Raw genomic sequence first — 25,490 nt, 5'->3', positions numbered from 1 at the left:
CGGGACCGGTCACCTCCAGCCACCGCCCGCCCGTAGCCGTCGCGGTACGGTGTCCCGCGATGGATGACGACGTGCGGCCCTGGGACGCGGCGGCGCCGCTCGTACGGGCCGCGCAGCGCGGCGATGCCCTCGCCATGGACGACCTGCTCAAGCTGGTGACGCCGTACGTCACGCGGTTGTGCGGCTCGATCGCCCCGCGCGACACCGCGGACGCCGTGCAGGAATCCCTTCTCGCGGTGTTCCGGGGGCTGCGCGGGCTGCGGGATCCCCAGGCGTTCTACGGGTGGGTGCGTGCGGTCACGGTGCGGGAGGCCGCCCGGGTGGCCCGCCGCACCGCGAGCGAGACGCCTGCCGATCCCCAGGAGATCGGCCGGCTGCGGGACCTGCTCCCTGGCGTCGGAGCCGAACTCACCACGGAGGTACGGGACTTGCTTGCCCGACTGCCTGTCCAGCACCGCACCGTACTCGTACTGCGGGAGCTGGAAGGCCTGGACGAGCGGACGACGGCCGCGCTGATCGGCGTACCGGAGGGCACCGTGAAATCACGGCTGAGCCGGGCCCGTTCCTCCTTCCGGAAGGCGTGGACGCGGTGACCGCCCCCGACCAGGTCGCCCGGCTGCGCGTACTGGCCGCCGGACTGCGCGCCCCGCTGTACGCCGAGGCGCGGATCGCCCTGCCCTTCGACCGGGTGTGGGCGGTCATCGGCGACCTGGAGGGCGAGCTGCCCCATCTGATCTCCTTCGTCCGGGAGTTCAGGGTCCCGCCCGGTGACAGCGAGCGCAAAGCGGCGCAGGCCGAGGACGTCCTCGGCCTGCGCGGCCCGTTCGAGGTGCGGCTGAGCACCGGATGGTGCCTGATGCAGTCCCGCCTGGTGACGATGGGCATCGCCGCCGAGCCGGACGGCGCCGGGACGCGGCTCGCCGTGTGCGGGGCGGCGCGTCCCGCCGCCATGGGCCCGGTGCAGCGCGTCTACCGCAGCCTGCTCGGCAAACGACGCACACGCGCCTTCTTCCGCGCGGTGGAGCACCGCGCCGCCCTGCGCTGACCTCCTGGCAGGTTCTGCTGCCATGGGAGGCCGGTCAACTGGCGCTGTCAGGGGGTGGGTTCACCCGGGACCGCCACCCGCTCCTCTTCTCCGCTCCTGCCCTTCGCTCCGGTCCTCCGGTCCTCTCCTGCGGTCCTGGCGATGAGCTCCCGCAGGGCCTCGGCCACCAGCACGGGCCGCTCCTCGTGCAGATGGTGTCCGGCGCCCGGCACGGTCCTGACGGTCAGGTCCTCCGCGTGGGGATCACCGCGCAGCAGGGCCGGCGGGACCACCGGGTCCTGCTCGCCGACCAGCACGAACGTCGGGACGGTCAGCCGCCGCCGACGGTGGGTGCCCCGGAAGCCCGCCGGGATGTCCCGTACGACGTACTGCCAGAACATCGCCTGCCCGGCGTGCGCCGAGGTCTGTGCCGCCGCCGTGAACTCCGTGAGATCCGTGTCCCGCCAAGCCCTCGGGTCGGCGACCGCGCGCCGCAGCAGGTACCGGGTGAAGGCCGGCCAGTGCCGCAGGACCAGCCGTCCGACCACCGGATACTCAAGGAAGGCGGTGAACCACATCCGCCACAGATTCGGCAGGACGTCGCGGTGACGGGTCCACGGGTGCGCCATGTTCAGCGCCAGGAAGGCGCGGAAGCGCCCCGGTGCCCGCTGGCAGAGCCGGAAGCCCACCCCGGCACCCCAGTTGTGCCCGACCAGCGTCACCCGGTCGAGGTTCAGCTCGTCGAGCAGCGCGAGTACGTCGTCGCCGAGCCCGTCCGTGTCGTAACCGCGCCTGGTCTGCTCCGACCAGCCGAAGCCGCGCAGATCCACGCAGATCAGCCGGTGATCGTGGGCGAGCAGCGGAACGAGCGCGCGCCACGCGTACCAGTGCTGCGGGAAGCCGTGCAGCAGCACCACGGGCTCGCCGCTGCCGAACTCGGCGATATGCAGCCGTGCCCCACGGACCGTCACCCACCGGTGCTCGGCCCCTTCGAGTGGGGGCAGGGGGCGGTCGCTGCTGATCATGTGGGAATCCCTTCGCCGGATGCGAGAAGTCGCTTACACCCGCCAGGAGGCGGCCGCCCCCGCGAAAGTTCCCTCGTATTTCTGCGTCCGCACGGTTCTCGTGGGCCGCCCTGTCGTACTAGGCGCCGGCGAGGTCCTGGCCGGGTTCCTGGCGGGGTCCCTGGTCGGGATCCTGGCCGGGTTCCTGGGCAGAGGCCGTGGCGTCGGCGGTCTTCGTTCGGCCCCCGGCCAGCCGTAGCGTCACGGCAGCCACCACTCCCGCCACCAGGCCGAAGGTCAGTGCGGCCGGGACGCCGCCGCCGATGCCGGCGGCCAGGTGCAGCAGCCCCCAGCGCAGACCGGTCCCGTCCGTCGCCATCCGCAGCAGCTGGCTCGCCAGCAGGCCGAGCACGGTGGCGCACACGGCGCCGACCGCCATCGCCGGGACGGTGGCGCGGGTGAGCAGTCCGGGCAGCCGCCGCAGTGCCCACCACACCACGGCGAGCAGCAGCACGTCGGCGGCGCGATACAGCAGCCAGTCGCCGAGCGGCGTCCCCGCCGGGCCGGTCCAGGCACCGAGCAGCAGCCACTCACGCAGGAGGTCGCCCGGTTCCGAGAACAGCCCGAACCTCGGGGAGATCGACTGGAGGGCGGCGGCGACCGACTGGTACGAGAGGACCACCAGGGACAGGGCGATCACCGCGGTTCCGGCGGTGGCGGCCAGGCGGGCGGCGCGCGCCGGGACGTCCACCGGCGGCAGCGGATCGTCTCCGTTGGCGGCGACCCGTGCAGCGAGCACGGTCGCCACCGCCGCGACCAGCGCGGTCACCACCAGGATCTGCCGCCCGGCGCCGATCTCGCTCGCCAGGTGGGGCAGGAAGCGAAAACTTCCGTGCCCTCCTGCGCCAAGCATCCACGGCGCCGAGACGGTCACCGCCAGGGTCCCGGCCACCACGCCCCACGCCCACATCGCGAGCAGCGCGGCCGCCGTCCGGCCGCGGCCGCCCACCGGTGGCAGCCGGCGGACCAGGAGCAGCGCCCCGAGCAGGAAGAAGGCGAAGACCGTACCGAACCGGATCTGCAGCGCCGTGGTGTACAGCGAGAGGTAGCCGGCACCGCCGATCGGGGCCGCGTCCCCGGCCCCGCCGGACGGCTCGCCGCCGAGCTGGGCCGAGGACGGGGGGTCGTACGACCAGGGGGCGAGCCACTGCTCCAGCTCGGCGGTGGCCGGGCCGCCGATGACGTGGGTGGCGCCCGGCAGGTGCAGTGCATGCGCGCTCGTCCCCGCCCACCACAGAAGCGCCGTGAGCACCACCGCTCCGGCCAGTGCCGGTATCGCCGCGCGCCGGTATGTCATGTGTTCCCCCGTCTTGGTCGCGCATCGCGCGAATCCCCACTTCCTGAGGGAATTTACGGGGTGTCGATCACATACGGATCACGGCCGTACGCCGGTGGGCCCGGGCGGGCCGATGCAGTCAGAAGGACCCCAGGTCGGCGGAGACCCAGTGTTCAGGCTGCATGTAGAGGGCGATGTGCGCACCGAGCTGAGCCCGGTCGTATTCCACGAAGGCGGCGACCTTGTCCTGAGGGAGGTAGCGCGCGGCCATCTCCCAGGACAGCTCGCGGCTGTCCGGTTCCGTCCGGATCACCGGCCCCTCCACCGAGACGTAGCGCACCGTCGGCTCGGTCCGCTGCACCATCAGGCTGAAACGCCCCGCAGCCCGGATCGCTCGCGCCTTCCGGGAATCAGGCCCGGTACGCACCCACAGCTCACCGCCCGGCGTGTACTGGTACCAGATGGGAACCGTCAGCGGTGCGCGGTCCGGCCGTTCGACCACCGACAGCGCACCGATATGAGGTTCCGCCAGAAACCGTTCCCGTTCTCCCATCGACAAGGTCATGCGGCCGACCATAACCCGGCCGACAGCTCCCCGAGTGGAAACCCGTCCCCGGGCGACACGAGGAGGTCGGCGTCGGGTCGCTGTGCCGTCAACTGCCGTCGGCGCGCCGGGCGGGGAAGCCGTGTGTGCGGGCGGCCAGTACGACGATGAGGACCGGGACGAGGAGGACCAGGACGGTCCAGGGGAAGGCATCGGCTCCGACGGCCTGCAGGAGGAGGCCGCCGATGATGCCGCCGGCGGCCATGGCCGCGTTCCACAGGGTCACCAGCATGGCCTGGGCGGCATCAGCCGCCCCACCACCGGCCTGGCCCGCGGCAGTCTGCAACAGGGTGGGGACGCCGCCCCAGCCCAGGCCCCACAGAGCGGCGGCGACGTACACCAGCGCGTGGACGCCGGAGAACGCGCCCAGGACCGCGGCGGCGACGCCGACCAGCACGGCGCTGGCGAGGGTCAAGGTGCGCAAGTGGCCGTGGATGAAGGTGCCGACGATCCAGATGCCGGCCAACGAGGCGATGCCGAAGACCAGCAGAGCCGCGTCGGTCCGGCTGCCGAGGCCGATGTGGTGGAGGAAGGTGGCGATATAGGCGTAGAGGACGGTGTGCGCCAGGACGAAGACGAGGGTGACGAACAGCACCGGGGCCACCCCCGGGACACGCAGCGTCCGGCGCACGGGGATCTTGCCACCGGCCCTCCGGCCCGGGTAGTCGGGCACGGTAACGGTGATCCAGACCAGTAGCACCAGGGTCAGGGCGGTCATGGCGAGGAAGGCAGCCTGCCAGGAGACCACCTGTCCCAGGAAGGTGCCGGCCGGGACGCCGAGGGACAACGCGACGGGGATGCCCGCCATGGCGATCGCGATGGCCCGGCCCTCCTGGTGAGGGGCGACCATCCGGCGTGCGTAACCGGCCAGCAGGGCCCAGGCCAGCCCGGCGGCCACGCCGGCGAGGAACCGGGCGACGAGGGTCAGCGGGTAGTTCGCCGACAGCGCGGTAACGGTGTTGGCGACGGCGAAACCGGCCATGGCCGTCAGCAACAGGCGCTTGCGGCGCCAGCCGGCGGTGGCGGCGGACAGTGGGATCGCGGTGAGCACCGTGCCGAGCGCGTAGATGGTCACCGTCTGGCCGGTGGCCGATTCGCTCGCGTGCAGGCCGGCGCTCATCGCGGGCAGCAGTCCGGCAGGCAGGGTCTCGGTGAGACTGGTGAGGAACACCGCAATGGCCAGGGCGAGCAGCGCTCCCATTGGCAAGCGGTTGTGCTTAGTTGATGGTCCGTCAGTTTTCGGTGCCGTGGATATGGCGGGGTCAGGGGGTAGCTGGGTGCTTCGCATGAAGGGATGTTGAAACCTTCCCATTAGTGTGAAGGTCAAGTCCCGCTTGCACGCGGGCGGATCCGTCCGGGCTGCCTGCTGCCGGTGGCTACGATCTCGCCCATGACCAAGCTCTTCACGCACCGGCTGCGGGTGCGCTACAGCGAGTGTGACCAGCAAAACGTGGTGTTCAACGGTCACTATCTCTTCTATTACGACGTTGCCGTTACGGAGTTGTGGCGCGAAGTCGCGGGGGGCTATGCATCCATGCTCGCGGAGGGTGCCGATCTGGTGGTGGGAGAAGCGCGCATTCGCTATCTCCAGGGGGCGCGTTTCGATGAGGTGCTCGACATCGAGATGCCCCTCACCCATCTGGGAACGACGAGCATGATCGTGTGCCCGAGATTCAAGGTCGGCGAACGGCTCATCGCAGAAGGAGAAGTGCGGCATGTGTTCACCGATGCCGTGGCCGGCGGCAAAAAAGAGATGCCCCGCGTAATCCGGGAAGCCTTCCAGCCCTACCTCTCAGCCGGGGAATAGCGCCTGGGCGGACGCCAGTTGGTGCTCCGGGCATTGGCCTGTTCTCGTCGGGCCGGTCCGGTCCGGTTGCGGCCCGGCCGATGACCGTTGCGATGTCTGTGGGCAGAGCCGGAGCCGGAGCCAGAGCCCGCAAGTATCTGCTCGGCTTCCGGCTCGCTCTCCCCTGGCCTATGACAACTGCAAGTGCGCCTCGATGACTGGGGTGTTGGGATGAGTGGTTTGCGCATACGGAGCGACTGGGCAAGGCGGGAGCGGTGGTGACTTGTGATCCCATTTACGGCTTCCCAGGGCGGGACAGCCCCTATGCTGTCACCTCGCAATGACTCTACGTGGTGAGTTTTTGGGGGGAATGTGAAGAGGGCAGCGTTAGCACTGCTTGCCTGTGGGCTCGGCTCGGTGCTCTTGGTGGGATGTGGAGGTGACACAGAAGTCGACCAGTCATCGGCCGAGATCGCCGATGCCGTCAGGGACCTGCAAGGCGCCATGACGAAGGAAACGGCGGCAGTCAAAGCGGGCGACGCACGTCAGGAGACCGAGAACGTGCAGCACGTCGCGCAGGTCGATCACGATCGGCTCGTGCAGCTGGCGGAGCGAGCGCCGGCGGACACACAGAACTTTGCCGACGCCGCCGAGACGTGGGCCAAGGCCGTGTTGTCGGACCGTAGCGCCGTCATCGCGGGGGCACGCGCGGATACCGGTAAGGCGGCGATGCTCAATATCCGCCTGGCCGCCAGGAAAGTGGACTCCGAAGCAGCACGGTTGGACATCACGCCGTGGCACAAGCTCGACCAGTACTGACCAGGCACGGCGCCAGGCACGGGGGCCTGAAGGGGGCTGGTCGCGCGAGCGGAGGTGTCGGCGCTCCGCGTCCAGCCCCCGGCCGAAGCGGCCGACGACCAGCAGCGCGGGCCCTCGCCCGACGGACCGGCCGCCGACCTGCTCTCCCCGGCGAACTCCGCTGCCTCGGACCCGACCACCGAGGCGCGGAGTGCCTTTCCTAGGCGAACTGGCCCGGCTGGTAGTCGCCGGCGGGCTGCTGGACGATGACATTCAGGCGGTTGAAGGTGTTGATCAGGGCGATGGCGCACACCAGCGCGGCGAGCTGCTCCTCGTCGTAGTGCTTGGCGGCCTGTGCCCAGGCATCGTCCGTGACACCGCCGGCCGCGTCGGCGATGCGGGTGCCCTGCTCCGCCAGCTCCAGGGCGGCGCGCTCGGCGTCGGTGAACACCGTGGCCTCCCGCCAGGCCGCGACCAGGTTGAGGCGCGTGGCGGTCTCCCCGGCGTGCGCGGCGTCCTTGGTGTGCATGTCGGTGCAGAAACCGCAGCCATTGATCTGACTGGCGCGGAGCTTCACCAGTTCCTGCGTCGCGGCCGGTAGCGTCGACTCCGCGAGCACCTTGCCCGCAGCGACGAGGTGCTTCCCGACCTTGGCCGCGATCGGGCTGGCGAAGAGATTCAACCGAGCTTCCATGGTGCACTCCTGTGCCGTCGTTGAGTGGTGACACCTCTTTGACGGAACAGCTCCCGCACGTTGTGACACGAAGGAATGTGACGCGCGTCTCCTGTCGCGTCGTGGCGCGGGCCCGGGTCTAAAACACCTGAAGCGCCAGCAGTGTCGTGCGGTTGAGGACGAAGAGGCGGTTCCCACTGGCGGCGATGGTGCGGGAGCCGCCGCCGGCGAGGGCGTATGTCTGAGGCTGGTTCTCGCCGGAGCGCGGCAGGCCGGTCACCCCGGTCTCGTCGCTCTCCACCACCCAGACACTGTTTCCCTGCACGACCGGTGGCCGCCACGGCGGGACGACGCCGGCGACCATCCTCGGGTCGGCGGCCTGGCTGCCGTCGGAGTGCAGGGTGCGCAGCGCATCGCAGTCCAGTGCGTAGACCACTCCGCCGGCCACGGTGGGCGGCCCCCACCCGGCGACGCCCTGTCTGGGCGGTCGCAGGGGATTCAGGGCCCACAGCTCGCGACCGCCGGCCACCTCCACCGCCGCCAGGCTGGTGCCGCCGAGATACACGGTGGTCCCGTCGATGGCCGGCCGCAGCGGCCCTTCGGCCTGGCCCTTGCGGACCCAGGCGCGGGCCCCGTCCTCGGCACGGACCGCGGCCACGTCCCCGGTCTCCGTGCAGAGCACCAGATGGCCGGCGCCGAGTGCGGCGGCGGGGTGGCCGCCCGACAGCGGCAGCGGTGGCTGCTTGGTCCACCGCACCTTCCCGTCGGTTCCCACACAGCGCAGGCGGCCGTCGGACGTCAGCAGGTAGACGGCGTGGGCATCCGCGGCCAGCAGGGCACCCACCGCCGCGTCCACCGTCCACCGGGGGGACCCGGTGGCGGCCACCCAGGTGCGCAGTGTGCCCTCGCCGTCGGCCGTGGCCACCAGCCGGTCGCCGATCGACAGATAGCCGGCGTCCGCCTTGGCGTCGCCGACCCGCCACCGTTCCCGGCCGTCGGTGACCCGGCGCGCCGCGATGCCGCCGCCGGAGGCCGCGAACACCACCACATCGCGCACCGGCAGCGGAGCCGGCGATCCGGCGTCGGCCACGCCCTGGAGGGGCCCCCACAGCAGTTTCGGGGTGCCTTCGGCGGAGCCGAGCGGCGCGGCCCGCACCTTGGCGGGCGGCGGGATGTCGAAGGGGTCGGTCGGGGTGTCCGTACGGTCACCACGGCTGAGCCACCAGGCCGTGCCGCCGCCCGCCGCCAGCAGGGCCCCACCACCGACGGCCGCGGCCAGCAGCCGCCGCCGGGGGAGGCCGGGGGCGACACCGGTGGCACCCCCGGAGGTGGGGGAGGGGGCGATCGAACGGGCCGTCAGGCGTCGTGCCGTTGCTTCCCGTTGACGGATCTCCTCGCCCAACCGGCCCGATTTCCAGAGCCGTTCGGGCTGGCGCGGCGCCGCAGCGGCTTCCGCGACCTGGGTGGGCAGGGGGCGTGCCGCCGGGTCCTTCGAGAAGCAGGGCGCGATCAGATACCGCAAGCCCTCGGGAACGGCCTCCAGGTCGGGGCTGCCGTGCACGACCTCGTACAGGACGGCCGTGACCTCGGCGCCGGTGTAGGCCGGCCGCCCGCCCGCGGCGAAGGCGAGGACGGCGCCGAGGGAGAAGACGTCGGCCGCCGGCCCGACGCGCTGCCCGAGGACCTGCTCCGGTGCGCCGTAGCCGGGGGTGACCGGGATCTGGCCGGTGCGGGTGAGGGTCAGGCCGTGCTCGGGGCGGGCGATACCGAAGTCGATCAGACGCGGGCCGCGCGAGGTGAGGACGACGTTGGGGGGCTTCACGTCCCGGTGGACCAGCCCCGTGGCGTGCACGTCCTGGAGCGTGCGGGCCAGTGACCGCGCCAGTTCCCGCACGGCGGAGTCGTCGAGCGGCCCGAAGCGGTCGACGGCGTCGTCCAGCGTCGGGCCGGCCAGGAACTCCGTGGCGATCCACGGCCTGCCGCCCTCCAGTTCGGCGGCCAGTACGCGTGCCACGCCCTCACTGGTCACCGCCTGCGCGGTCCGCGCCTCCCGGAGGAAGCGGTCGGCCAGGTGCCCGTCGTGGGCGAGCTCCGGCAGCAGGACCTTCACCGCGGCGGGGCGTCCGGAGGCGTCGACTCCGAAGTACACCTTGCCCATGCCGCCCTCGCCGAGGACGCCATGGAGGCGATAGGGGCCCAGGCGCAGCGGATCTCCCTGGCCGAGGGGTTTCACAGGCGGTCGTCTCCAGGATCGGGAACGGGCAGGACGTCAGGCGAGCGGGAGGGCGATGGTCCGCTGCTCCTGGCGGACGTACAGGTGGCCGCCCTTGGCGTCGGCGGACAGGACGAGGGGTGTGGTCTCGTACGTCCAGACGGCCTTGCGGGCGCGCAGGTCGATGGCGCGGAGGCCCTTGTCGTCGGCGCAGTACGCGTACCGCTTTCCGACCGCCGGGGCCACGTTCCGGCTGTTCTTCCTGCCGGACAGCCCCTTCTCCTGCCAGTTCAGCGTGCCGGAGAGGGCGTCGACGGCGATCAGTCCCTGGTCCGCCTCGGTGCAGTAGAGGACTCCGTCGTGCAGGACCGGCGCGCCGTACCGACGCTCCTCGCCCGCGCTGTCGCCGACGTCGCGCCCCTTCCCGAAGAGCCACTCGAGCCCGCCGTCGGACAGCCGGCGGGCGGTGAGGCTTTCGGCGCCGAAGTAGAGGTTCCGGTCGTCGGTGACCAGCCGCGACGGCGGGGTGGTTCCGGCGAACGTCTCGGACATCTCCCACAGTTGGCGTCCGTGGCCCTTGTCGTGCGCGGAGAGGCCGATGAACTTCGAGCCCTCGCTCGGGCTCCCGCACAGCACCACGCGGGACCCCACCACGGCACCGCACAGCACCGCCGGGAAACCCTCGACCTGCGGTCCGTCCACCGGGCTGCGCCAGCGCTCCTTGCCCTTTTTGAGGTCGGCCGCGACCAGGTACCAGCGCTTGCCGGAGGCGGCCTTGGCCACCAGGTACGCGATGCCGTCGGCCACGCACAGCAGCTGGTTGTACTGCTCCTTGCCGGTGAACGCGGACAGTTCCAGCAGGGGCTTGCCCAGCTGGCCGTCGATCTGCGAGACCTCGCACACCGCCAGCGCCGCCCCCGCCTCCTGGTCCCGCAGGGCGTACACCCGGGTTCCGTCGGTGGCCGACCGCCAGGTGTCGGCGACGTTCGCCTGCCACGTGCCCTTGCCCGACTCGGCGTTGATGCCGCACAGCACGATTCCGGCGCGCATGACCAGATTGCGGCCCACCCGCGTCACCTCGCCCCCGGAGTCGGGGCAGCGGATGGTGGTGCTCCAGAGCTGGGTCGGCGGCTTCGGCCGGTCGACGGCGTCCTTCTTCGTGCCACCGCCCCCTTCGTCGCCGGAGCCCCCGAACAGGGCCCAGCCCCCGCCGCCCAGGAGGCCGCCACCCAGGAGGGCGCCCCCGGCCACGGTCAGCAGCCGCCGCCGCGAGACGCCCGGCGCGGGGGCGGCCCCGGTCTGCGGCGTCTCGGTGGGCACCGGTGGGAGCAGGCGGTGCGGCGGCTCGCGCCACACCTCGTCGCTGCGGCGGGCGATCTCCCGCAGGACCGCGTCGGGCAGCAGGTCCGCGAAGCCGCCGCGGTCACCGGGGGTGACCCCGGCGCCGCCCAGTGCCGTACGCAGCTCGGTGGTGGACGGGCGGTGCGCGGGATCCTTGGCCAGGCAGCGGACGAGCAGGGGCCGCAGCGACTCGGGAACCCCGCCGAGGTCCGGCTCGCCGTACCGGACCCGGTACAGCAGGTCGGTGGGGGCCCCGCCGCCGAACGGACCGGCGCCGGTGGCGGCGAAGACCAGCACTCCGGCCAGCGCGAACACATCGCCGGCGGCGGCGTGTTCCAGGCCCGCGGCCTGCTCGGGTGACATGAACGCCGGCGTTCCCACGGCGCTGCCGACGTGTGTCAGATGCTCGTCGCCGAAGGCCCGGGCGATGCCGAAGTCGATGATCCGCGGGCCCTGCGCCGTCACCAGGATGTTGGACGGCTTCAGGTCGCGGTGCACCACCTCCGACCGGTGCAGCTGCTCCAGGCCGGCGGCGAGGGCCGCGCCGAGGGCGCGCACGGCCGGCTCGGGCAGCGGCCCGCCCGCCTCGACGGCCGCGTCCAGTGGCGGGCCGAGCACGTACTCCGTCGCTAGCCACGGGGTGGGTGCCTGGGGATCGGCGTCGACGACCACCGCACCGTGATCGGAGCCGATGACGCGTGCCGCGTCGGTCTCCAGCCGGAAGCGGGTCCGCAGCGTGGTGTCCGCGGCGAGACGGGTGTGCAGCGTTTTCACCGCGACGGTGCGTCCGCCTGCCGAACGGGCCAGGTAGACGGTGCCCATGCCGCCTCCGCCGAGGCGGGCGAGGATCCGGAACGGCCCGACGGTGTGCGGGTCGTCGTGGAGAAGGGGGGAGATCATGACTTCAGTGCCCTTGGGTGGGGAGTGCGGCGGCGAGGACCTCCGCCGACTGACGGGACAACGCCTCGACGATCCGGCCGGGCAGCGACATCGGCTCCGTGGAGCCGGTCAGCGCGCCGTATGCCGCGCCCGGCAGCAACTCCGCCAGCACGCTTGCCGGTTCGGGGCGGCCTTGCGGATCGCGCGAACGGCACGCCGTGATGATGTCCCGCAGGCCGGCGGGGATCTCCTGCCGCTCGGGCACGGTGTGCCCGGTCGCCGCGTACGCCAGCACGGCACCCAGCGCGTAGACGTCCGCAGCCCGGTCCACCGGGCCACCCGCCGCCAGCTCGGGGGCGAGACAGCCGGTCTCCAGCCCGGTTGTCTGCGGGGGCGAGGCGGCCCCTGCCACCGGGTTCGCGCGGGTCGCACCGAAGCAGCCCAGCAGCGGCCCGCAGGCGGTCAGCAGCACGCCCGCCGGGCAGAGCCCGCCGTGCACGATGCCCAGGACATGGGCCGAGGCCAGGGCTTCGGCCAGCGTGCCGCCGAGGGCACGGACCAACGGTTCCGGCAGCGGACCGCCGTACGCGGCCAGGACGGCGGGCAGCGGCAGGGCGGGCCGGTACGGGGAGGAGTACCACGGGAAGGCCGGCGTCCCGCCGAGCTGGCCGACCGGCCAGAAGCCGGGCTGGGTCAGCCGGGCCGCCTGCTGCGCCTCGGCCGCCCACCGCGCCGGGTCACCGCCGGGCGACGGCAGGAACGCCAGCACGGTGTGCCCGCCGTCAGCGCTACGGGCCAGATAGCGACGCTCGGGTACGCCTCGGCTGCCGTCGGCGTCGAGACGCGCCAACGTCAGAAATTCCCCGATCCGCGCAGGATCGTCCTGCCGCAGCCTCTCCACTCGTTTCTCCCCCGTCAGGCTCGATACGGACGTGAGCCTATATACGGCGGGCACGGGGGCCGGAAGGGGGGCCGCATCGGGGACGACGGACGGCACATGGCGTCCGAAGTGCGCATTTTTGCCCGGGAGGGCGAGCGGGATGGTCACTGAGAGGCTGGGCCCGGTCGCGCACTGCCGACCGACCGTCCGGGGCCCGCCAGTTGTCGCTGCGCCCCCATCGCCCGCCGGTCGCCGGGACGGTGTGTTCCACTCTTCGCGTACTCCCTGCTACCGCCTCAAGGAGGCACGGATGATTCTGGTGACCGGCGCGAGTGGGAATGTCGGAACGGCGCTGCTCGCTCGTCTTTCTGCCGACGGTGTGGCCGTGCGTGCGGCCTACCGGGATCCGCACACCACGGCTCAGGTGATCGCGTCGGGCGGTCAGGCCGTGACGCTCGATCTGGCCCGGCCGGAAACGCTCGGACCGGCACTCGAAGGCGTCGGGTCCGTATTCCTCCTCGGCGCGACGGGCCCGGACCAGACGGCACATGAACTCAACATGGTGGAAGCCGCCCGGGCGGCGGGAGTCCGGGTGGTGAAGCTGTCGGTCTGGCGGGCCGACGAAGGGCTCTCGCCGATCGCCCGGCTGCATCGGCCCGTCGAACAGGCACTGGTCACGTCCGGGCTCCCCTGGACGATCCTGCGCCCCAACTTCTATCTGCAGAACTTCCTGAACCAGCCGTCCATCCGAGCGGCCGGGGAGTTCAGCCTGCCCCTGATCACCGCACCCATAAGCTTCATCGACGTCGGCGATATCGCCGCTGTCGCTGCGCGGGTTCTCACCACTGACGGCCACGACGGCTGCGTCCATGACCTCACCGGACCCGAGGCACTGACGTACGCGGAAGCGGCGGACGTGTTCTCCGATGTCCTCGGCAAGCCGGTGCGCTATGTGGGACTGCCCGACGACGCAGCGCGTGCGGCGATGCTGGGCCGTGGGCTGCCGGAGTTCTACGCCGATGCCCTGATCGAAGTTGCCCGCGCCTTCCGCGACGGTGGTGCCGAGACCGTCACTTCCACCGTTGCCGACCTCACCGGCCGCGAAGCCCTCGGATTCGCCGATTTCGTCCGCCGGAACCGCCACGTTTTCGTTTGACCGCGGGCGCATCGTCCTGGGGCCGATCGGTGGGGCGCGAAGGAGTCCGCCCGCAGGGATGCTCAGCGCGGTGAAAGGTCCGTGATGCGCTGAATCAGGTCGGGGTAGGTCCAGCCTGCCGCTGTCGCCGCGAGCGGCAGCAGGCTCGCCGCTGTCAGACCCGGAAGCGCGTTCACTTCGAGGCACATCGGCTCGCCGTCGGCGTCGCAGCGGAAGTCGGTACGTGAGTACGCGTTGCCGCCGAAGCCGAGGGCCTGATGGGCGTGCAGGGCCAACTCCTGGAGGCGGGCGGCGAATTCGGCCGGTACCGGTGCCGGACACACTTCGCCGACCGCCCCGGACTGATACTTGGCCGTGTAGTCGAACACCGACGTCGTCAGCTCGATCTCGACCACGGGGAGGACCTCGCCGCCGACCACGGCCACGGTGAACTCCCGCCCGGAAAGGAACGGCTCCACGATCAGCTCCGCGTCACCGGAGCGCGTCTCGGCTGCCACCTGTGCCAGTTGCGGGAGCGAGTCGACGTAGTGGACCGACACACTCGAACCGTCCGCAACCGGCTTGACCACCACCGGACCCGCCGCCACCAGCCGCTTCACGGACGGCGGCAGGTCACCTGCCGCAGGCCGCCACAACGCCCGCTCGGTCACCGGGACACCTGCCGCGGCCAGTACCGCCTGCGTGCGCCCCTTGTGCCACGCCGCCGCGCAAGCCGCGCTGCCCGCGCCGGTGAACCGTACGCCCGCCCTCTCCAGCAGCGCCTGCACATGCCCGTCCTCGCCCCAGCCGCCGTGCAGCGCCAGGAACACCAACTCCGCACCGCGCAGCAGCTCCAGGACGGGGCCGCCGGTCAACGCGGCATGCATCCGCCGCCTCAACCGAGGCAGGTCTGCGGGGGACGGCGGTTCCTTGCCCACCGCGCACCCGTCGACCGCGTCGCCGGGTCGCAGCGGCCCGGCCAGGACCGGCACAGCGGCGGCCGGGTCGACCAGCACCACCTCGTGCCCCCGCTCAAGCAAGGCCCCGGCGACCGACCGGCCCGAAGCCAGCGAGACATCCCGCTCCGAGCTCTCCCCGCCACACAAGATCACCACGCGCACAGCTGACTTCCTCGCCCTTCTTCGGCCCGGCTCGCCTCACGGAGAGCCGGCTGGTCCGGTCGGATCACATCCGGTCAATCGGCCCTGCGGCCGGTTGATTCCTGGCCCTGCGCAGGGTCCAGGATCATCAGTTGTTCGGGGTTCGGGACGGCGGCGAATCCGACCTTCGCGTAGATCCCGTGAGCATCGAGCGTCGCGAGCATGACGCGCTTGAGCCGGTACGGGGCAAGGTGGTCGCGGACGGTGGCGGCAAGCCAGGTGGCGAGCCCCTTCCCGCGGTGCGCGGGAGCGACATAGACATCGCAGAGCCAGGCGAAGGTTGCCCGGTCGGTGACGACACGTGCGTAAGCGACCTGGGAGCCCGCGGCGTCATGGACGGCGAAGTTGAGGGAGTTGCGCACCGACTGCTCGACCGTTTCCCGGCTGCGGCCCAGCGCCCAGAACGCGTCGGTCGAGAGCCAGCGGTGTATCAGGCCGATGTCGAGGCGGTCGGGGTCCGTGGAGAGCTGGTATCCGTCTTCCCTGCTGCTGTTGACCATGGGGAGCCAGCGTAGTGGCAGAACTTGGTTTTTCCAAGGAGTAGCTTGGAGGTTCCAAGTGCCGGTTGCGGCGGACAGGGTGCCCGGCGGTCGAAAAACGTTCGGGAGTGCGCGGTCCGTGAGATATGTTTCTGCTGTTCGAAGGGGGACGAAGTGGCGAAGCTGAACCAGATCATCGCTGTCGAAAAGGGTGTCAAGAGCAAGTCGCTCCAGGACATCACCGCGGCGCACCACAAGGTGCAGAAGCCCGCACTGCTGGCCGGTATCTCGCGTACGTATCAGCCCAAGGACGAAGAGGGCGAACAGCTGCCGCCCGAGTCCACGCGGGTGCAGGTCCAGGCGGAGGACGTACTGCGCGAGATGTCGGCGTCGCTGACCCGCCTGTTCGACGTGACGGCCACCAAGGACTGGGCCAACTGCACGGCCCGTGCCGATGTCACGGTCGACGGGCGGACGATCCTCGCCGAAGTCCCGGTCAGCTACCTGTTGTTCCTGGAGAAGCAGCTCACGGACCTGCATGCCTTCGTCAAGAAGCTGCCGGTGCTGGACGCCGCCGAGTCCTGGTCCCTCGACCCGTCCACGGACTGGTGGAAGACGGACCCGGTCCGCACGATCCGTACGAAGAAGGTCCCCCGCAACCACGTCAAGGCGGAGGCGACCGACAAGCACCCGGCGCAGGTCGAGGTGTACTACGAAGACGTGCCGATCGGTTACTGGACGACGGTGAAGTTCTCCGGAGCCCTGCCGGCGCGCCGGGTGAACGAGCTGTTGGAGCGGGTCGAGAAGCTCCAGCAGGCCGTGAAGTTCGCCCGCGAGGAGGCCAACAGCGTCGAGGTCACCGACCAGCGCGTCGCCGACGCGGTGTTCGGCTACCTCTTCGGCTGACGGCGGCCGCAGGTAGCATCCATGATCGCCCCCGCGTGCGAGCGCGGGGGTGCGCAACAAGCACGGGCCGGATTGAGGACCGGTCCGTGTGAGGAGCGCAAGCTGAAACTGAAGTTCAGCCTGAAGACGCGGGTCACAGTGAAGGTTCGAGTCCTTCCCCCGGCACCACGGGCCGGGGTAGCCCAACATGGCAGAGGCACTCCCGCATCAATCTCAGACTCTCGCTCCAGCTTCAGCATTGCCGCCGATCGCCGGATCGACCGAGGACGGACGAACGCCGTCGGATGCGAGTTCGAATCTCGCCTGCACCTCTCCACGGTGCGGTAGTTCAAAGGAAGAACACGACGGCCTGATGACTGATCCGTCCTCTTAAACGCCGCCGGCGTGCGCAATTGGGTGGCACCCCAGGGGCCCGGGAGCTGGATACGACTCCCGGGCTCCGCCACGTTCTGCGTCCCCTGTCTGTGGGGTGCCTGGTGCCTGGTGCTGCCTTGTCGGCGTCAATGAAGGCGAAGTCGATGGCGGGCTCTTCCGGCAGGGCTCGAAGGGGGTCGATGCGCGTCTGCGGCGGGGAGATGCAGGTCACATTCGTCCATGTCACAGGGCGTGGGGCTACCCCGTCTCAAGGGTGTAGTCACTGATGACCGCAGAGGAGCACACCATGGACGCGCGACTGAACTTCTTCGCCGGCCCGATCGCCGGGAAGGCCCTCAAGCACGTCATGTCGGCCGGCAAGGCCGTCAAGGACGGGCCGCTGCCCGCCGCGACGCAGGAGCTCGTGGCGCTGCGCGTAAGCCAGATCAACGGCTGCGCCGTCTGCATCGACATGCACACCAAGGAGGCCGCCGCGGCCGGCGAGACCTCGGTGCGCCTGCATCTGGTCGCGGCGTGGCGGGAGGCCACGGTCTTCACCGAGGCCGAGCGTGCCGCACTGCAGCTGGCGGAGGAGGGAACCCGGGTGGCGGATGCGGCCGGTGGGGTCAGCGATGAGGTGTGGGCGAATGCCGCCAAGCACTACGACGAGGAGCAGCTCACCGCCCTGGTACTCCTGGTCTCCTTCATGAACATGGTGAACCGGCTGAACGTCATCTCCCAGCAGCCGGCCGGCAACTACGAGCCGGGGCAGTTCCACTGATCGGCGCGGGGGTGAGGGGCTCGGGGTCCGACGGGCGGACCCTGAGCCCAATGGGAGTAATCCAACGGGGAGTTGAGTGGACGTGAGCAAGGTCGAGGAGTTCGAGGAGCTACGGCCCCTGCTGTTTTCGATCGCGTACCGCATTCTGGGCAGCGTGGGGGAGGCCGAGGATGCGGTGCAGGAGGCGTGGCTGCGCTTTGACGGCTCGGCGACGCGGCCCCTGTCGACCAAGGCCTTTCTGTCGGCCACCGTGACGCGGATCTCGATCGATGTGCTGCGTTCCGCACGGGTGCGACGCGAGGAGTACGTAGGCCCGTGGTTTCCCGAGCCGCTGCTCAGCGATCCGTATCAGGATCCGGCACGGTCGGTGGAGCTGGCCGACTCGGTGTCGATGGCGGCGCTGCTGCTGTTGGAGCGGCTGAGCCCGCTGGAGCGGGCGGTGTTCGTGCTGCGGGAGGTGTTCGGCTTTCGGTTCGACGAGATCGCCGCGGCGGTGGGGCGGTCGGAGGCGGCGTGCCGGCAGCTGCTGGTGCGGGCGCGGCGGCATATGGAGGCCGGCCGGCCGCGGTTCGAAGCGGCCCGCGAGGAGCGGGAGGAACTGGCGTCGCGGTTCCTCGACGCGCTCCGCGAGGGTGATGTCGCCGGTCTGCAGGACCTGCTCGCCGCCGACGTATCGCTGGTCGGCGACGGTGGGGGCAAGGCCCCGCAGCTGGCCAGGGCCGTCATGGGCGCCGAGAGCGTGGCCCGGCTGCTCGCCTCCGTCTTCCCCCGGATGGCCCGGATCGACGTGACGTGCGAGCCGCACGAGATCAACGGCCAGCCGGGCGCGATCTTCCGCGACCGGGACGGCAAGGTGCTCAACACCATGGCGCTCGATGTGCTCGACGGGCAGATCCAGACCATCCGTTCGGTGATCAACCCCGACAAGCTCGGCCACATCGGGCCGGTCGCCGACGCCTGGGCCATCGACCGGGAGGTGAAGCAGAGCCGTCGGCGACAGCAGCACTGACTCTCTCGCTCGCGAGAACTCAGGGCGCCCAGGGGCCACTACGACATGACGCCGAGATCGCCTTCGAGGAGGGTCCGGGTGATCGGGGGACGGTCCCAGAGGGCGAGGAGCTCATTGGCGAGGGCCACGATCGACAGCGGGTGCCGACCGCCCTTGCTGTGCACCTCGATGGCGGCGGCCGACAGGCTGCGGGGGACGGCATCGGCATCGAGGAGGACCCGCCACTCCTCCGGGCCGAGCTTCAGGAACTCCAGTCCGGTCAACTTGGCGATCTCCAGGGGGTCGGCGAGGGTGCCCGGGTAGGCGGTGAGGGTGCGCAGACGGGGCAGCCCGATGACGGGGGCGAGGCTGAGCGGCTCGCTGTCCCATACGCCGATGCTCAGCACCTCCAACCCGGCGTGCCCGGCGGCCTGCACGCTGCTCAGACTCCGGATGTTGACACTGGCCACGACCGGCGGCCGGTCCGTGCGATGACTGACGCGCTCTGGCTCGGGTCCGTTCAGCACCAAGTCGGTGAGGGAGTCGGCGACCAGGTCGGCGCCGATGTTCTCCTCATGGCTGAGGATGATGATCTGCCCTGTGTGTCCGCGCGGGCCGGGCGTCAGGTCGACCGCGATCCGGTCACCACCGCCGTTGTCGCCGAAGACGATCCAGCCCGGCGAGCCGACGACCCCCTGCACCGCGGCGTCGGACCCGGTGACGACCGCCTCCATGGCGCCGAACTCCCAACGGCAGGGACGAGAGGCGGCGTCGGCGATGTACAGGTCATCCAGGGGGAACAGTTCGCAACCGACCGCCTGGGCCTCCCGCTCCGCCGCTTCGTGGTCGTCGCCCCAGTCCTCCCACTTCGCCCGCGTGACCCGGTAGAGGACCTTGAGCTCGGCGGGCAACGCGACGCCGAGACGCGCTTCCGTGGCGGCGAGCTCTTCCTCGGTCGCGCCGATGGCATCGGGGACGCGCTCGCGAAGCGTGCGTTCCAGCAGCGCCAGATCCACGGAAGGGGCCGGTACCGCAGCGGGTGCCGGTTCGGGCAGCCGACGCCAGGGCTCGGGGACCGCGTCCTCCACCAGGAGGAGGGAACCCGGATGGGGACCGAGGCCGGCCTCCACCGCGGGGCTGGAACCGATCAGGTGGAGCGCGGCGCGCCCGTTCGGCGAGATGTCCGCGACGAACGAAACGTCGCCCCTGCCGGCGCTCGCGAGCGCGCTTTGGACCCGCTTCACCGCGCGGAACTGGTCCTGCATGTCCGCGACCTGGGCGGCTTGTCCGGGCGGCGGGAACCGTCGCTGCAGGGGCAGACTCCACGAGTGCGCGCCGATCCGGCCCGCCACATGGCCACCCGGGGCGGCAAGGCTCTCCATGTTGGCGGCCCGCAGGAGCCGCAGTACGGGCTCCCAGGTCGCGAAGTCGTCTATCGCAGGTATCGAGGGCACGGTGTCCTCCGGTCGTTCCGATGAGGCATGTTCAGCTGCTGAGGGAGTGCGGCTGAGCAGGTCAGCTGCCGATGAAGTAGAGCTTCTCCATGTGGTGGGTGGAGCTCTCGGTGTGGCGGACCCTGAGCACGGAAGTCTCCAGGTGCGTCCAGGGCCACGGGTCGGCCTCCCCCAAGGCCAGGCCGACGAAGGCGGACCACTCCACTTCCTCCGGCTCGGCGTCCAGGTCGACGTCGATTTCCTCCAGCATGTCGCCGGTGACGCCGAGGGCAGCCACGACCGCGTGCGGGTCGCCGGTCAACTCCCAGGGGTCCATCCCGGGCCAACCGGAGGCATGGAACATCGTGCCGTCAGGAAGCCACACGATGTCCTCGGTGTGGGACTCGCCGCAGTCCACCTCCACCCGGCCGACGATCCGCGCATCCGGATAGCGCTCGCGCAGCCGGCCCACCTCGTACAGCAGCGGGGTGTTGTTGCCGTCGTCGCCGAGTGCGGGATCGCTGATCCCCAGTACGGGGCCCCATGCCCCGACCTGTATCTGGTCGAGGTCGGACCGCTCGCTGAGGTACAGGGGCGGGTGCGCGGGCCGGATCCCGACCTCTTCCAGCACCTCCTCGACGGTGCCGAAGGACCGGGCGAACTCCCGTGCCCGGGCAGGGTCGTTGGCCGGGAGGGAGTGCGCGGTCGCCGTGCGGAACGGCGGTTGCAGAAGGGTGATATCGCATCTGCCCATGCCGCCGCGGACCATGCGGTCCGCAGGAGTGGTCCAGTGACTGCGGTTGGTCATGTGCGACACCGTAGTCCGGGCCACTGACAGCGCACCTGCGGACCGTCGGTCGAGAACGACGGCCACGATCTCACCGAGTGCAGCGAGGCGTATCCGGGTGTTTTCCCATGTCCCGTGTGACGGACGGGGCGTGAGCCTAGTATTGCGGCGACATTCAGCGATCGAGGCACGGGGGACTGATGACTGGTCAGTGGGAGAGACTCGGCGAAGCCGGTGGCATCGAGGCGTATGTGCACCGCCCGGTGGGCGAGGTACGGGGCGCGGTGGTGGTCTGCTCCGAGCTGTACGGAGTGAACGCCTATGTTCGCGACACCTGCGCGGAGTTGGCGTCGGCCGGGTACGTGGCGCTGGCACCCGACTACTACTGGCGCCATGCTCGCCGTACCGCGCTCGGGTACTCGGCCGAGGAGCGCGAGGACGGTCTGGTGCTGATGCGCGCACTGGACCGGGACGAGTTGGTGGCTGACGCCTCGGCGGCACTGACGGCGGCGCGCGCCGAAGCCGGGGAACGGGGCGTGGCCTTCCTCGGGCTGAGTATGGGCGGGCACATCGCGCTACGGGCGGCGACCGAGCTGAGTTTCGAGCTGGCCGCCGTCTTCTATCCGGGGTGGCTGCTGAACAGCGGCTTTCCGCTGGTCGGGCCGGTGCCTCCGGTGGAGACCAGCGAGCGGATCGCCGCGGGCGGCGCCTTCCTGCTGGGTTTCCGTGGCGAGTTGGACCACATCATCCCGGCCGAGGAGTGGGAGCAGGCCGAGCAGCGGCTCACCGAGGCCAAGGTGCCGCACGAATGGGTGACGTACCCCGGTGCCCGGCACGGCTTCGCCTGCGCAGACCGCCCGGAGGATTACGAGCCGCAGGCCGGCGCCGATGCCTGGCGGAAGGTGTACGCCGCCTTGGCATCGCACCTCTAGGGATCCCGGTCGGAAAAAGGTCGTGACTGGATTCCTCCGCCCGAAACGGACCAGTCACGCCCTTTCCCCACACGCCCTTTCCCCACACGATCTTTCCCATCACGACCTCTCCCGTCACGACCTCTCCCGTCACCAGACCGGGGCTGCACCTCGCGCAGGGGCCGGTTACTCGGGCAGCGGTCGGTCGTCGACGACGTGCTTCATCACCAGGGTGGAGGTCAGCCGCTGGACGCCCGGCAGCTTGGCCAGCTGCTCGTCGTAGAGCTGCTGGTAGGCGGCCAGATCGGTGGTGGCGACGCGCAGCAGGTAGTCGGGTTCACCGAAGAGGCGCTGGGCCTGGAGGACGTGCGGGATGGCGGTCACGGCCTCTTCGAAGGCCGTGACGGTGTCGCGGTCCTCCCAGCGCAGGGTGGCGAAGACGAGGGCTTCGAAGTTCAGGCCGATGGCAGCCGGGTCGACGACGGCGCGGTAGCCGCGGATGGCCCCTTCGCGTTCGAGGTCGCGCAGGCGGCGGTGGCAGGGCGAGACGCTCAGCTGCACGCGGGCGGCCAGCTCGGTGACGGTCAGGCGGCCGTCCTGCTGGAGCTCGGTAAGAATTTTCCGGTCGAGGGCATCCATGGAGAAGATTCTCCCTCACAGGGCACGATCATGGGGTAAGAACGGAAACACTTTCGGGCATGTCCGGCCTAGCCTTCCCTCTCAGAACAAGGTGCGTGAGAGGGAAGAACGATCAATGAACACGACGACGCTGGCGGCATTTCTGGCGGTGGATCTGCTGTTGGTGGTCACTCCGGGCGCGGACTGGGCCTACGCGATCTCGGCGGGGCTGCGGGACCGGTCGGTCGTACCCGCGGTCGCCGGGCTGATAGCCGGATACGCGGGATACACGCTGCTCGCCGTGGCGGGCCTGGTGATGATCGTGGCGAGCTCGGCGACCGTGCTCACCGCACTGACCGTCGCGGGGGCCGTCTACCTGATCTGGCTGGGCTGGGGCGTCCTGTCGCGGCCGGGGGCCCTGGGCGCGTCCACGGAGACGATGGCCTCCTCGTCGATGGCCTCCTCGCGCGGACGGATCATGCTCAAGGGTGTCGGGACCAGCGGCCTGAACCCCAAGGCGCTGTTGCTGTACTTCTCGCTGTTTCCGCAGTTCATCGACCCCGCGGGCGGCTGGCCCGTCGCGGCGCAGACCGGACTGCTCGGCGCACTTCACATGACGGTCTGCGCCCTCGTCTACCTCTCCGTCGGCGTCCTGGCCCGCACCGTCCTGAAGGCCCGTCCTTCGGCGGCCCGGGCGGTCACCCGGGCCTCCGGTGCCATGATGATCGTCATCGGCGGGTTCCTGCTGGCGGAACGCCTCGTCGGCTGACGAACCTGCCCCGCGCTCGTACGCACACCGGGATGTCCGGGAATCCCTGTGCTGTCCCGGCCGCGTGCACCTCGTGCTCCCTGCCCGCCCCGAAGTGACCCAGCAGCACGGCTACTTCCACGCCGGTGCCACCAGTGCCGTAGCGGACAGCGCCGGCGCTACGCGGCCTTCACGGTGTTCCCCGAGGACACCGATGTGCTCACCGTCGAGTACCGGATCAACCTCTTGTCGCCTGCCGTCGGCGACCACATCGAGGCCGTCGGGACGGTCCTGAAGTCCGGACGCACCCTGACCGTGTGCCGGCCGGAGGTGTTCGGCGTCCGGGACGACCGGAGGGACTCGTCGCCAAGCGAACAGTTCGCCGAGGGCACCCCGGAACCAGGCCCCGACGTCCGGTGCCTCGACGGTCGCCGTGACCGCCGCCGCCTGGACCGTGCCGACGCTGGGCAGCTCGATCCTCGGAGCCTCGGCGGATTCCGGTGGCGTCAGCAGGTCGTGCAACGCCGCGACCGCGCGCTGGGGGCGGCCGAGTTCTTCCTCCAGCCGGCGCAGGCGCGCGCTGAGGTGCTGGTGGCGGCCCGTGACACCGGGTTCGTTCCCCGATACGGACTTCCTCACCTATCCTCGTCCGCACGCACCAAGCCGGGGGCTCGGAACGGTCCTAACCTGCGGAGATGATCAGGCACATGTCCACGCACCCCGCCCGAAGCTTGAGCCGGGTGCTCAAGGACTTCGGCTCCACCCTCCTGGACCTGGAGTACGGCGACGCCGAGGCGGCCGGGGAGATCGGCGGCGTCGGCATCCACGATCCGTACGACGAGCAGCACTACCCGCAGCGTGCCATCGTGCTCGGCGTCGGGGTCCATGGAGCTGAGCAGACCTGCCGTCTCCTGCGGGACCTCGCCGCGCATCGGGCCGCGGCCCTGGTGGTCCGGGGCCCGGTCGAGGAGGCGGATGAGCTCGCACAGGTCGTGTCGCAGACCGGTGTGGCGCTGCTGACCCTGACCCGCGGAGCGTCCTGGGCCCAGCTGGCGGCGATGCTGCGCACGCTGCTGGCCGAAGGCGACGTCGGCGAAGCGGGAGCACACACGCTCGGGGGCGTGCCGTCCGGCGACCTCTTCGCGCTGGCGAACGCCATCGCCACCCTGCTGGACGCCCCGGTCACCATCGAGGACCGCCGCTCGCGGATCCTGGCCTTCTCCGGCCGGCAGGGCGAGGCGGACACCGCCCGGGTGGAGAGCATCCTGGCGCGGCAGGTGCCCGAGCGCTACCTGCGGGTCCATGAGGAGGACGGGGTCTTCAAGGAGCTGTACCGCAGCGAGGGCCCGGTGCACATCCCTCCGCCGACCGTCGGTGACGAGCTCGCGCTGCCCCGGGTGGCGATCGCGGTGCGCGCGGGGGACGAGATCCTGGGGTCGGTGTGGGCGGCGCTGCGGCAACCGCTCACGCCCGAGCGCGACCAGGCGTTCCGGGAGGCGGCCAAGCTCGCCGCGCTCCACATGCTCCGGTTCCGTGCGGGGACCGACGCCGAGAACCGACTGCGCGCCGACCTCGTCACGACCGCCCTGGAGGGTGGGGGAGGGGCGGTCCACGCGCTCGGCCGGCTGGGCCTGGTGACCGAACCCACCCTGGTCATGGCCATGGGACTGGCCCGCGGCGACGGCGAGGACCATGCCCACCTCACCGCCGAGCGCCAGCGTCTCACGAGCGCCCTGGCCGTCCACCTCACCGCCGTCCAGCCCCGTTCCGCGGTCGCACTTCTGGGAGACGTGGCGTACGCCCTCTTCCCGGTGACCGGGGACTCGGCCCACGCCCGGGAGCGCGCCGTGCAGGTGGCGGCGAACTTTCTCCAGCGGACCGGTGACCGGGCCGGTGCCGTCATCGGGATCGGCTCGGTTGCGCAGGAGCCCGCCGCCCTTCCGCGCTCACGGGCCAACGCCGACCGGGCGCTCCGCGTACTGCTCAGCGGCGAGAGCGCCCAGCGCGTCGCCTCGATCGCCGATGTGTACGTCGACGCCCTCCTCCTTGAGATGCGGGACCTCGCGATCGCCAACCGCGACGAGCTCTCCGGCCCGCTCGCCCGGCTGGCGGCCTACGACACCAAGCACAACGCCCACCTCGTCGAGACGCTGCGGGCGTGGCTGGACGCCTTCGGAGACGTCATCGCCGCCTCAGCGAGTGTCTTCGTCCACCCCAATACGTTCCGCTACCGCATCCGCCGGGTGGCCGAGGTGGGACAGCTGGACCTACAGGACCCGTCCGCCCGCTTCGCCGCGATGCTCCAACTCCGCCTGATGCGCCCCGCCGTGAGCGGAGAGGCGCGCGCCGGAGGCACGGGCCCCACTCCCCCTGCCTGCCCCCCTCCCGCTTCCTCGGCCGGCGAGGCGTCGTAGGCCCCGCTCGTACGCCTGCGCGCATTTTTCGAGAGCTGCCCGGCGTTTCGAGAGGTGCCCGGTGAGCCGTCCGACCCGCAGGGCACCGCCGTTCTCCACGGCTTCGGTCGTGGGCACGAACCGGCTCCTCAGTTTGTCACCGGGCTACCAACCCGGCCCTGGTCAGCGTGCCTAGCGTGGCGGTCATCCCACCCAGGAGGACTCACATGCCGGTTGACCATGATCCTTCCCTCTCCGCG

At 71.0% G+C, this 25,490-nt stretch carries 24 protein-coding genes and 1 pseudogene; 12 read left to right on the top strand and 13 right to left on the bottom strand.

The annotated features are described in order from the left end of the window. The first annotated feature begins 59 nt into the window (after positions 1–59). Together ACZ7MX_RS02455 and ACZ7MX_RS02450 are read left to right on the top strand one after the other, a co-directional pair. Complete coding sequence (locus tag ACZ7MX_RS02455) at positions 60–593, top strand: RNA polymerase sigma factor (protein WP_472128550.1); 534 nt, start codon at positions 60–62, stop codon at positions 591–593. After that, the gene (locus tag ACZ7MX_RS02450) at positions 590–1,045 is read left to right on the top strand and encodes a hypothetical protein (RefSeq protein ID WP_472128548.1); all 456 of its coding nucleotides are present in this window, start codon (positions 590–592) and stop codon (positions 1,043–1,045) included. Before ACZ7MX_RS02455 ends, ACZ7MX_RS02450 begins: the two co-directional genes overlap by 4 nt. Positions 1,046–1,092: 47 nt before the next feature. Here ACZ7MX_RS02450 and ACZ7MX_RS02445 read toward each other — a convergent pair whose 3' ends face one another. The 4 genes from ACZ7MX_RS02445 to ACZ7MX_RS02430 form a co-directional block, all read right to left on the bottom strand. After that, positions 1,093–2,049, bottom strand: coding sequence for an alpha/beta fold hydrolase (locus ACZ7MX_RS02445; RefSeq protein ID WP_472128546.1), 957 nt, complete (start codon positions 2,047–2,049; stop codon positions 1,093–1,095). A gap of 118 nt (positions 2,050–2,167) precedes the next feature. After that, positions 2,168–3,385 (bottom strand): hypothetical protein, encoded by a 1,218-nt coding sequence (locus ACZ7MX_RS02440; protein WP_472128544.1) that lies wholly within the window; start codon positions 3,383–3,385, stop codon positions 2,168–2,170. Between the two features lie 118 nt (positions 3,386–3,503). Continuing rightward, complete coding sequence (locus ACZ7MX_RS02435; protein WP_472128542.1) at positions 3,504–3,929, bottom strand: pyridoxamine 5'-phosphate oxidase family protein; 426 nt, start codon at positions 3,927–3,929, stop codon at positions 3,504–3,506. 88 nt (positions 3,930–4,017) lie between these two features. Then, positions 4,018–5,256: an MFS transporter gene (locus ACZ7MX_RS02430; RefSeq protein ID WP_472128540.1), complete on the bottom strand. Its 1,239-nt coding sequence runs from the start codon at positions 5,254–5,256 to the stop codon at positions 4,018–4,020. 102 nt (positions 5,257–5,358) lie between these two features. On the opposite strand from ACZ7MX_RS02430, the gene ACZ7MX_RS02425 reads away from it, so the two are divergent. Then, positions 5,359–5,775, top strand: a complete 417-nt coding sequence (locus ACZ7MX_RS02425) for an acyl-CoA thioesterase (protein WP_472128538.1) — start codon at positions 5,359–5,361, stop codon at positions 5,773–5,775. A 483-nt stretch (positions 5,776–6,258) separates the two neighbouring features. Next, positions 6,259–6,573, top strand: coding sequence for a hypothetical protein (locus tag ACZ7MX_RS02420; protein WP_472128536.1), 315 nt, complete (start codon positions 6,259–6,261; stop codon positions 6,571–6,573). Positions 6,574–6,772: 199 nt separating this feature from the next. Here ACZ7MX_RS02420 and ACZ7MX_RS02415 read toward each other — a convergent pair whose 3' ends face one another. The 4 genes from ACZ7MX_RS02415 to ACZ7MX_RS02400 form a co-directional block, all read right to left on the bottom strand. Continuing rightward, complete coding sequence (locus ACZ7MX_RS02415) at positions 6,773–7,246, bottom strand: carboxymuconolactone decarboxylase family protein (protein ID WP_472128534.1); 474 nt, start codon at positions 7,244–7,246, stop codon at positions 6,773–6,775. Positions 7,247–7,364: 118 nt separating this feature from the next. Beyond that, positions 7,365–9,458, bottom strand: a complete 2,094-nt coding sequence (locus tag ACZ7MX_RS02410) for a protein kinase domain-containing protein (protein WP_472128532.1) — start codon at positions 9,456–9,458, stop codon at positions 7,365–7,367. A 36-nt stretch (positions 9,459–9,494) separates the two neighbouring features. Next, on the bottom strand, positions 9,495–11,678 hold the full coding sequence (locus ACZ7MX_RS02405) for a protein kinase domain-containing protein (protein ID WP_472128530.1): 2,184 nt from the start codon (positions 11,676–11,678) through the stop codon (positions 9,495–9,497). Between the two features lie 4 nt (positions 11,679–11,682). After that, positions 11,683–12,558, bottom strand: coding sequence for a protein kinase family protein (locus tag ACZ7MX_RS02400; RefSeq protein ID WP_472128528.1), 876 nt, complete (start codon positions 12,556–12,558; stop codon positions 11,683–11,685). A gap of 289 nt (positions 12,559–12,847) precedes the next feature. Here ACZ7MX_RS02400 and ACZ7MX_RS02395 point away from each other — a divergent pair, with 289 nt between their 5' ends. Further along, entirely contained in the window at positions 12,848–13,693 is an 846-nt protein-coding gene (locus ACZ7MX_RS02395; protein WP_472128527.1) for an SDR family oxidoreductase, read from the top strand. Positions 13,694–13,755: 62 nt separating this feature from the next. Here ACZ7MX_RS02395 and ACZ7MX_RS02390 read toward each other — a convergent pair whose 3' ends face one another. Next, positions 13,756–14,787, bottom strand: coding sequence for a D-alanine--D-alanine ligase family protein (locus ACZ7MX_RS02390; protein ID WP_472128525.1), 1,032 nt, complete (start codon positions 14,785–14,787; stop codon positions 13,756–13,758). 80 nt (positions 14,788–14,867) lie between these two features. Continuing rightward, a complete protein-coding gene (locus tag ACZ7MX_RS02385; RefSeq protein WP_472128523.1) occupies positions 14,868–15,332 on the bottom strand; it encodes a GNAT family N-acetyltransferase in 465 nt (154 codons plus the stop codon). Between the two features lie 153 nt (positions 15,333–15,485). Here ACZ7MX_RS02385 and ACZ7MX_RS02380 point away from each other — a divergent pair, with 153 nt between their 5' ends. The 3 genes from ACZ7MX_RS02380 to ACZ7MX_RS02370 all read left to right on the top strand — a co-directional run bounded on the left by ACZ7MX_RS02380 (position 15,486) and on the right by ACZ7MX_RS02370 (position 18,361). Then, positions 15,486–16,217, top strand: coding sequence for a DUF7873 family protein (locus tag ACZ7MX_RS02380; RefSeq protein WP_472128521.1), 732 nt, complete (start codon positions 15,486–15,488; stop codon positions 16,215–16,217). Positions 16,218–16,878: 661 nt separating this feature from the next. Next, on the top strand, positions 16,879–17,352 hold the full coding sequence (locus tag ACZ7MX_RS02375) for a carboxymuconolactone decarboxylase family protein (protein WP_472128519.1): 474 nt from the start codon (positions 16,879–16,881) through the stop codon (positions 17,350–17,352). 82 nt (positions 17,353–17,434) lie between these two features. Next, positions 17,435–18,361 carry an RNA polymerase sigma-70 factor gene (locus tag ACZ7MX_RS02370; RefSeq protein ID WP_472128517.1) on the top strand — a complete coding sequence of 309 codons (927 nt, stop codon included), beginning with the start codon at positions 17,435–17,437 and terminating at the stop codon, positions 18,359–18,361. A 38-nt stretch (positions 18,362–18,399) separates the two neighbouring features. Here the strand turns inward: ACZ7MX_RS02370 and ACZ7MX_RS02365 are convergent, their stop codons facing one another. Together ACZ7MX_RS02365 and ACZ7MX_RS02360 are read right to left on the bottom strand one after the other, a co-directional pair. Further along, positions 18,400–19,785, bottom strand: coding sequence for an SMI1/KNR4 family protein (locus tag ACZ7MX_RS02365; RefSeq protein WP_472129268.1), 1,386 nt, complete (start codon positions 19,783–19,785; stop codon positions 18,400–18,402). A 70-nt stretch (positions 19,786–19,855) separates the two neighbouring features. Next, positions 19,856–20,581, bottom strand: coding sequence for a DUF6333 family protein (locus ACZ7MX_RS02360; protein WP_472128515.1), 726 nt, complete (start codon positions 20,579–20,581; stop codon positions 19,856–19,858). 179 nt (positions 20,582–20,760) lie between these two features. Between ACZ7MX_RS02360 and ACZ7MX_RS02355 the strand changes: the two genes are divergently transcribed. After that, a complete protein-coding gene (locus ACZ7MX_RS02355) occupies positions 20,761–21,492 on the top strand; it encodes a dienelactone hydrolase family protein (RefSeq protein ID WP_472128513.1) in 732 nt (243 codons plus the stop codon). A 165-nt stretch (positions 21,493–21,657) separates the two neighbouring features. Here the strand turns inward: ACZ7MX_RS02355 and ACZ7MX_RS02350 are convergent, their stop codons facing one another. Further along, positions 21,658–22,110: an Lrp/AsnC family transcriptional regulator gene (locus ACZ7MX_RS02350; RefSeq protein ID WP_472128511.1), complete on the bottom strand. Its 453-nt coding sequence runs from the start codon at positions 22,108–22,110 to the stop codon at positions 21,658–21,660. Between the two features lie 115 nt (positions 22,111–22,225). Between ACZ7MX_RS02350 and ACZ7MX_RS02345 the strand changes: the two genes are divergently transcribed. The 3 genes and pseudogenes from ACZ7MX_RS02345 (at position 22,226) to ACZ7MX_RS02335 (ending at position 25,251) form a co-directional block, all read left to right on the top strand. Further along, positions 22,226–22,858: a LysE family translocator gene (locus ACZ7MX_RS02345; protein ID WP_472128509.1), complete on the top strand. Its 633-nt coding sequence runs from the start codon at positions 22,226–22,228 to the stop codon at positions 22,856–22,858. A 52-nt stretch (positions 22,859–22,910) separates the two neighbouring features. Continuing rightward, positions 22,911–23,188, top strand: a pseudogene (locus ACZ7MX_RS02340) (PaaI family thioesterase); the annotation flags it as partial. Positions 23,189–23,544: 356 nt separating this feature from the next. Then, on the top strand, positions 23,545–25,251 hold the full coding sequence (locus tag ACZ7MX_RS02335) for a PucR family transcriptional regulator (RefSeq protein WP_472128507.1): 1,707 nt from the start codon (positions 23,545–23,547) through the stop codon (positions 25,249–25,251). Positions 25,252–25,490 lie beyond the last annotated feature (239 nt).

The sequence above is a fragment of the Streptomyces sp. NPDC107765 genome (assembly GCF_055657085.1).
The sequence above is the reverse complement of the archived record's forward strand: the minus strand, read 5'-3'. Positions and strand labels throughout refer to the sequence as shown.

Excerpts from the sequence above, each read along its gene's own strand:
- ACZ7MX_RS02455 (WP_472128550.1), top strand. The coding sequence starts at position 60 with ATGGATGACGACGTGCGGCCCTGGGACGCGGCGGCGCCGCTCGTACGG.
- ACZ7MX_RS02405 (WP_472128530.1), bottom strand. The coding sequence starts at position 11,678 with ATGATCTCCCCCCTTCTCCACGACGACCCGCACACCGTCGGGCCGTTC.
- ACZ7MX_RS02355 (WP_472128513.1), top strand. The coding sequence starts at position 20,761 with ATGACTGGTCAGTGGGAGAGACTCGGCGAAGCCGGTGGCATCGAGGCG.
- ACZ7MX_RS02445 (WP_472128546.1), bottom strand. The coding sequence starts at position 2,049 with ATGATCAGCAGCGACCGCCCCCTGCCCCCACTCGAAGGGGCCGAGCAC.
- ACZ7MX_RS02425 (WP_472128538.1), top strand. The coding sequence starts at position 5,359 with ATGACCAAGCTCTTCACGCACCGGCTGCGGGTGCGCTACAGCGAGTGT.
- ACZ7MX_RS02440 (WP_472128544.1), bottom strand. The coding sequence starts at position 3,385 with ATGACATACCGGCGCGCGGCGATACCGGCACTGGCCGGAGCGGTGGTG.
- ACZ7MX_RS02375 (WP_472128519.1), top strand. The coding sequence starts at position 16,879 with ATGGACGCGCGACTGAACTTCTTCGCCGGCCCGATCGCCGGGAAGGCC.
- ACZ7MX_RS02420 (WP_472128536.1), top strand. The coding sequence starts at position 6,259 with ATGACGAAGGAAACGGCGGCAGTCAAAGCGGGCGACGCACGTCAGGAG.
- ACZ7MX_RS02345 (WP_472128509.1), top strand. The coding sequence starts at position 22,226 with ATGAACACGACGACGCTGGCGGCATTTCTGGCGGTGGATCTGCTGTTG.
- ACZ7MX_RS02435 (WP_472128542.1), bottom strand. The coding sequence starts at position 3,929 with ATGACCTTGTCGATGGGAGAACGGGAACGGTTTCTGGCGGAACCTCAT.
- ACZ7MX_RS02430 (WP_472128540.1), bottom strand. The coding sequence starts at position 5,256 with ATGCGAAGCACCCAGCTACCCCCTGACCCCGCCATATCCACGGCACCG.
- ACZ7MX_RS02350 (WP_472128511.1), bottom strand. The coding sequence starts at position 22,110 with ATGGATGCCCTCGACCGGAAAATTCTTACCGAGCTCCAGCAGGACGGC.
- ACZ7MX_RS02335 (WP_472128507.1), top strand. The coding sequence starts at position 23,545 with ATGTCCACGCACCCCGCCCGAAGCTTGAGCCGGGTGCTCAAGGACTTC.
- ACZ7MX_RS02395 (WP_472128527.1), top strand. The coding sequence starts at position 12,848 with ATGATTCTGGTGACCGGCGCGAGTGGGAATGTCGGAACGGCGCTGCTC.
- ACZ7MX_RS02385 (WP_472128523.1), bottom strand. The coding sequence starts at position 15,332 with ATGGTCAACAGCAGCAGGGAAGACGGATACCAGCTCTCCACGGACCCC.
- ACZ7MX_RS02415 (WP_472128534.1), bottom strand. The coding sequence starts at position 7,246 with ATGGAAGCTCGGTTGAATCTCTTCGCCAGCCCGATCGCGGCCAAGGTC.
- ACZ7MX_RS02360 (WP_472128515.1), bottom strand. The coding sequence starts at position 20,581 with ATGACCAACCGCAGTCACTGGACCACTCCTGCGGACCGCATGGTCCGC.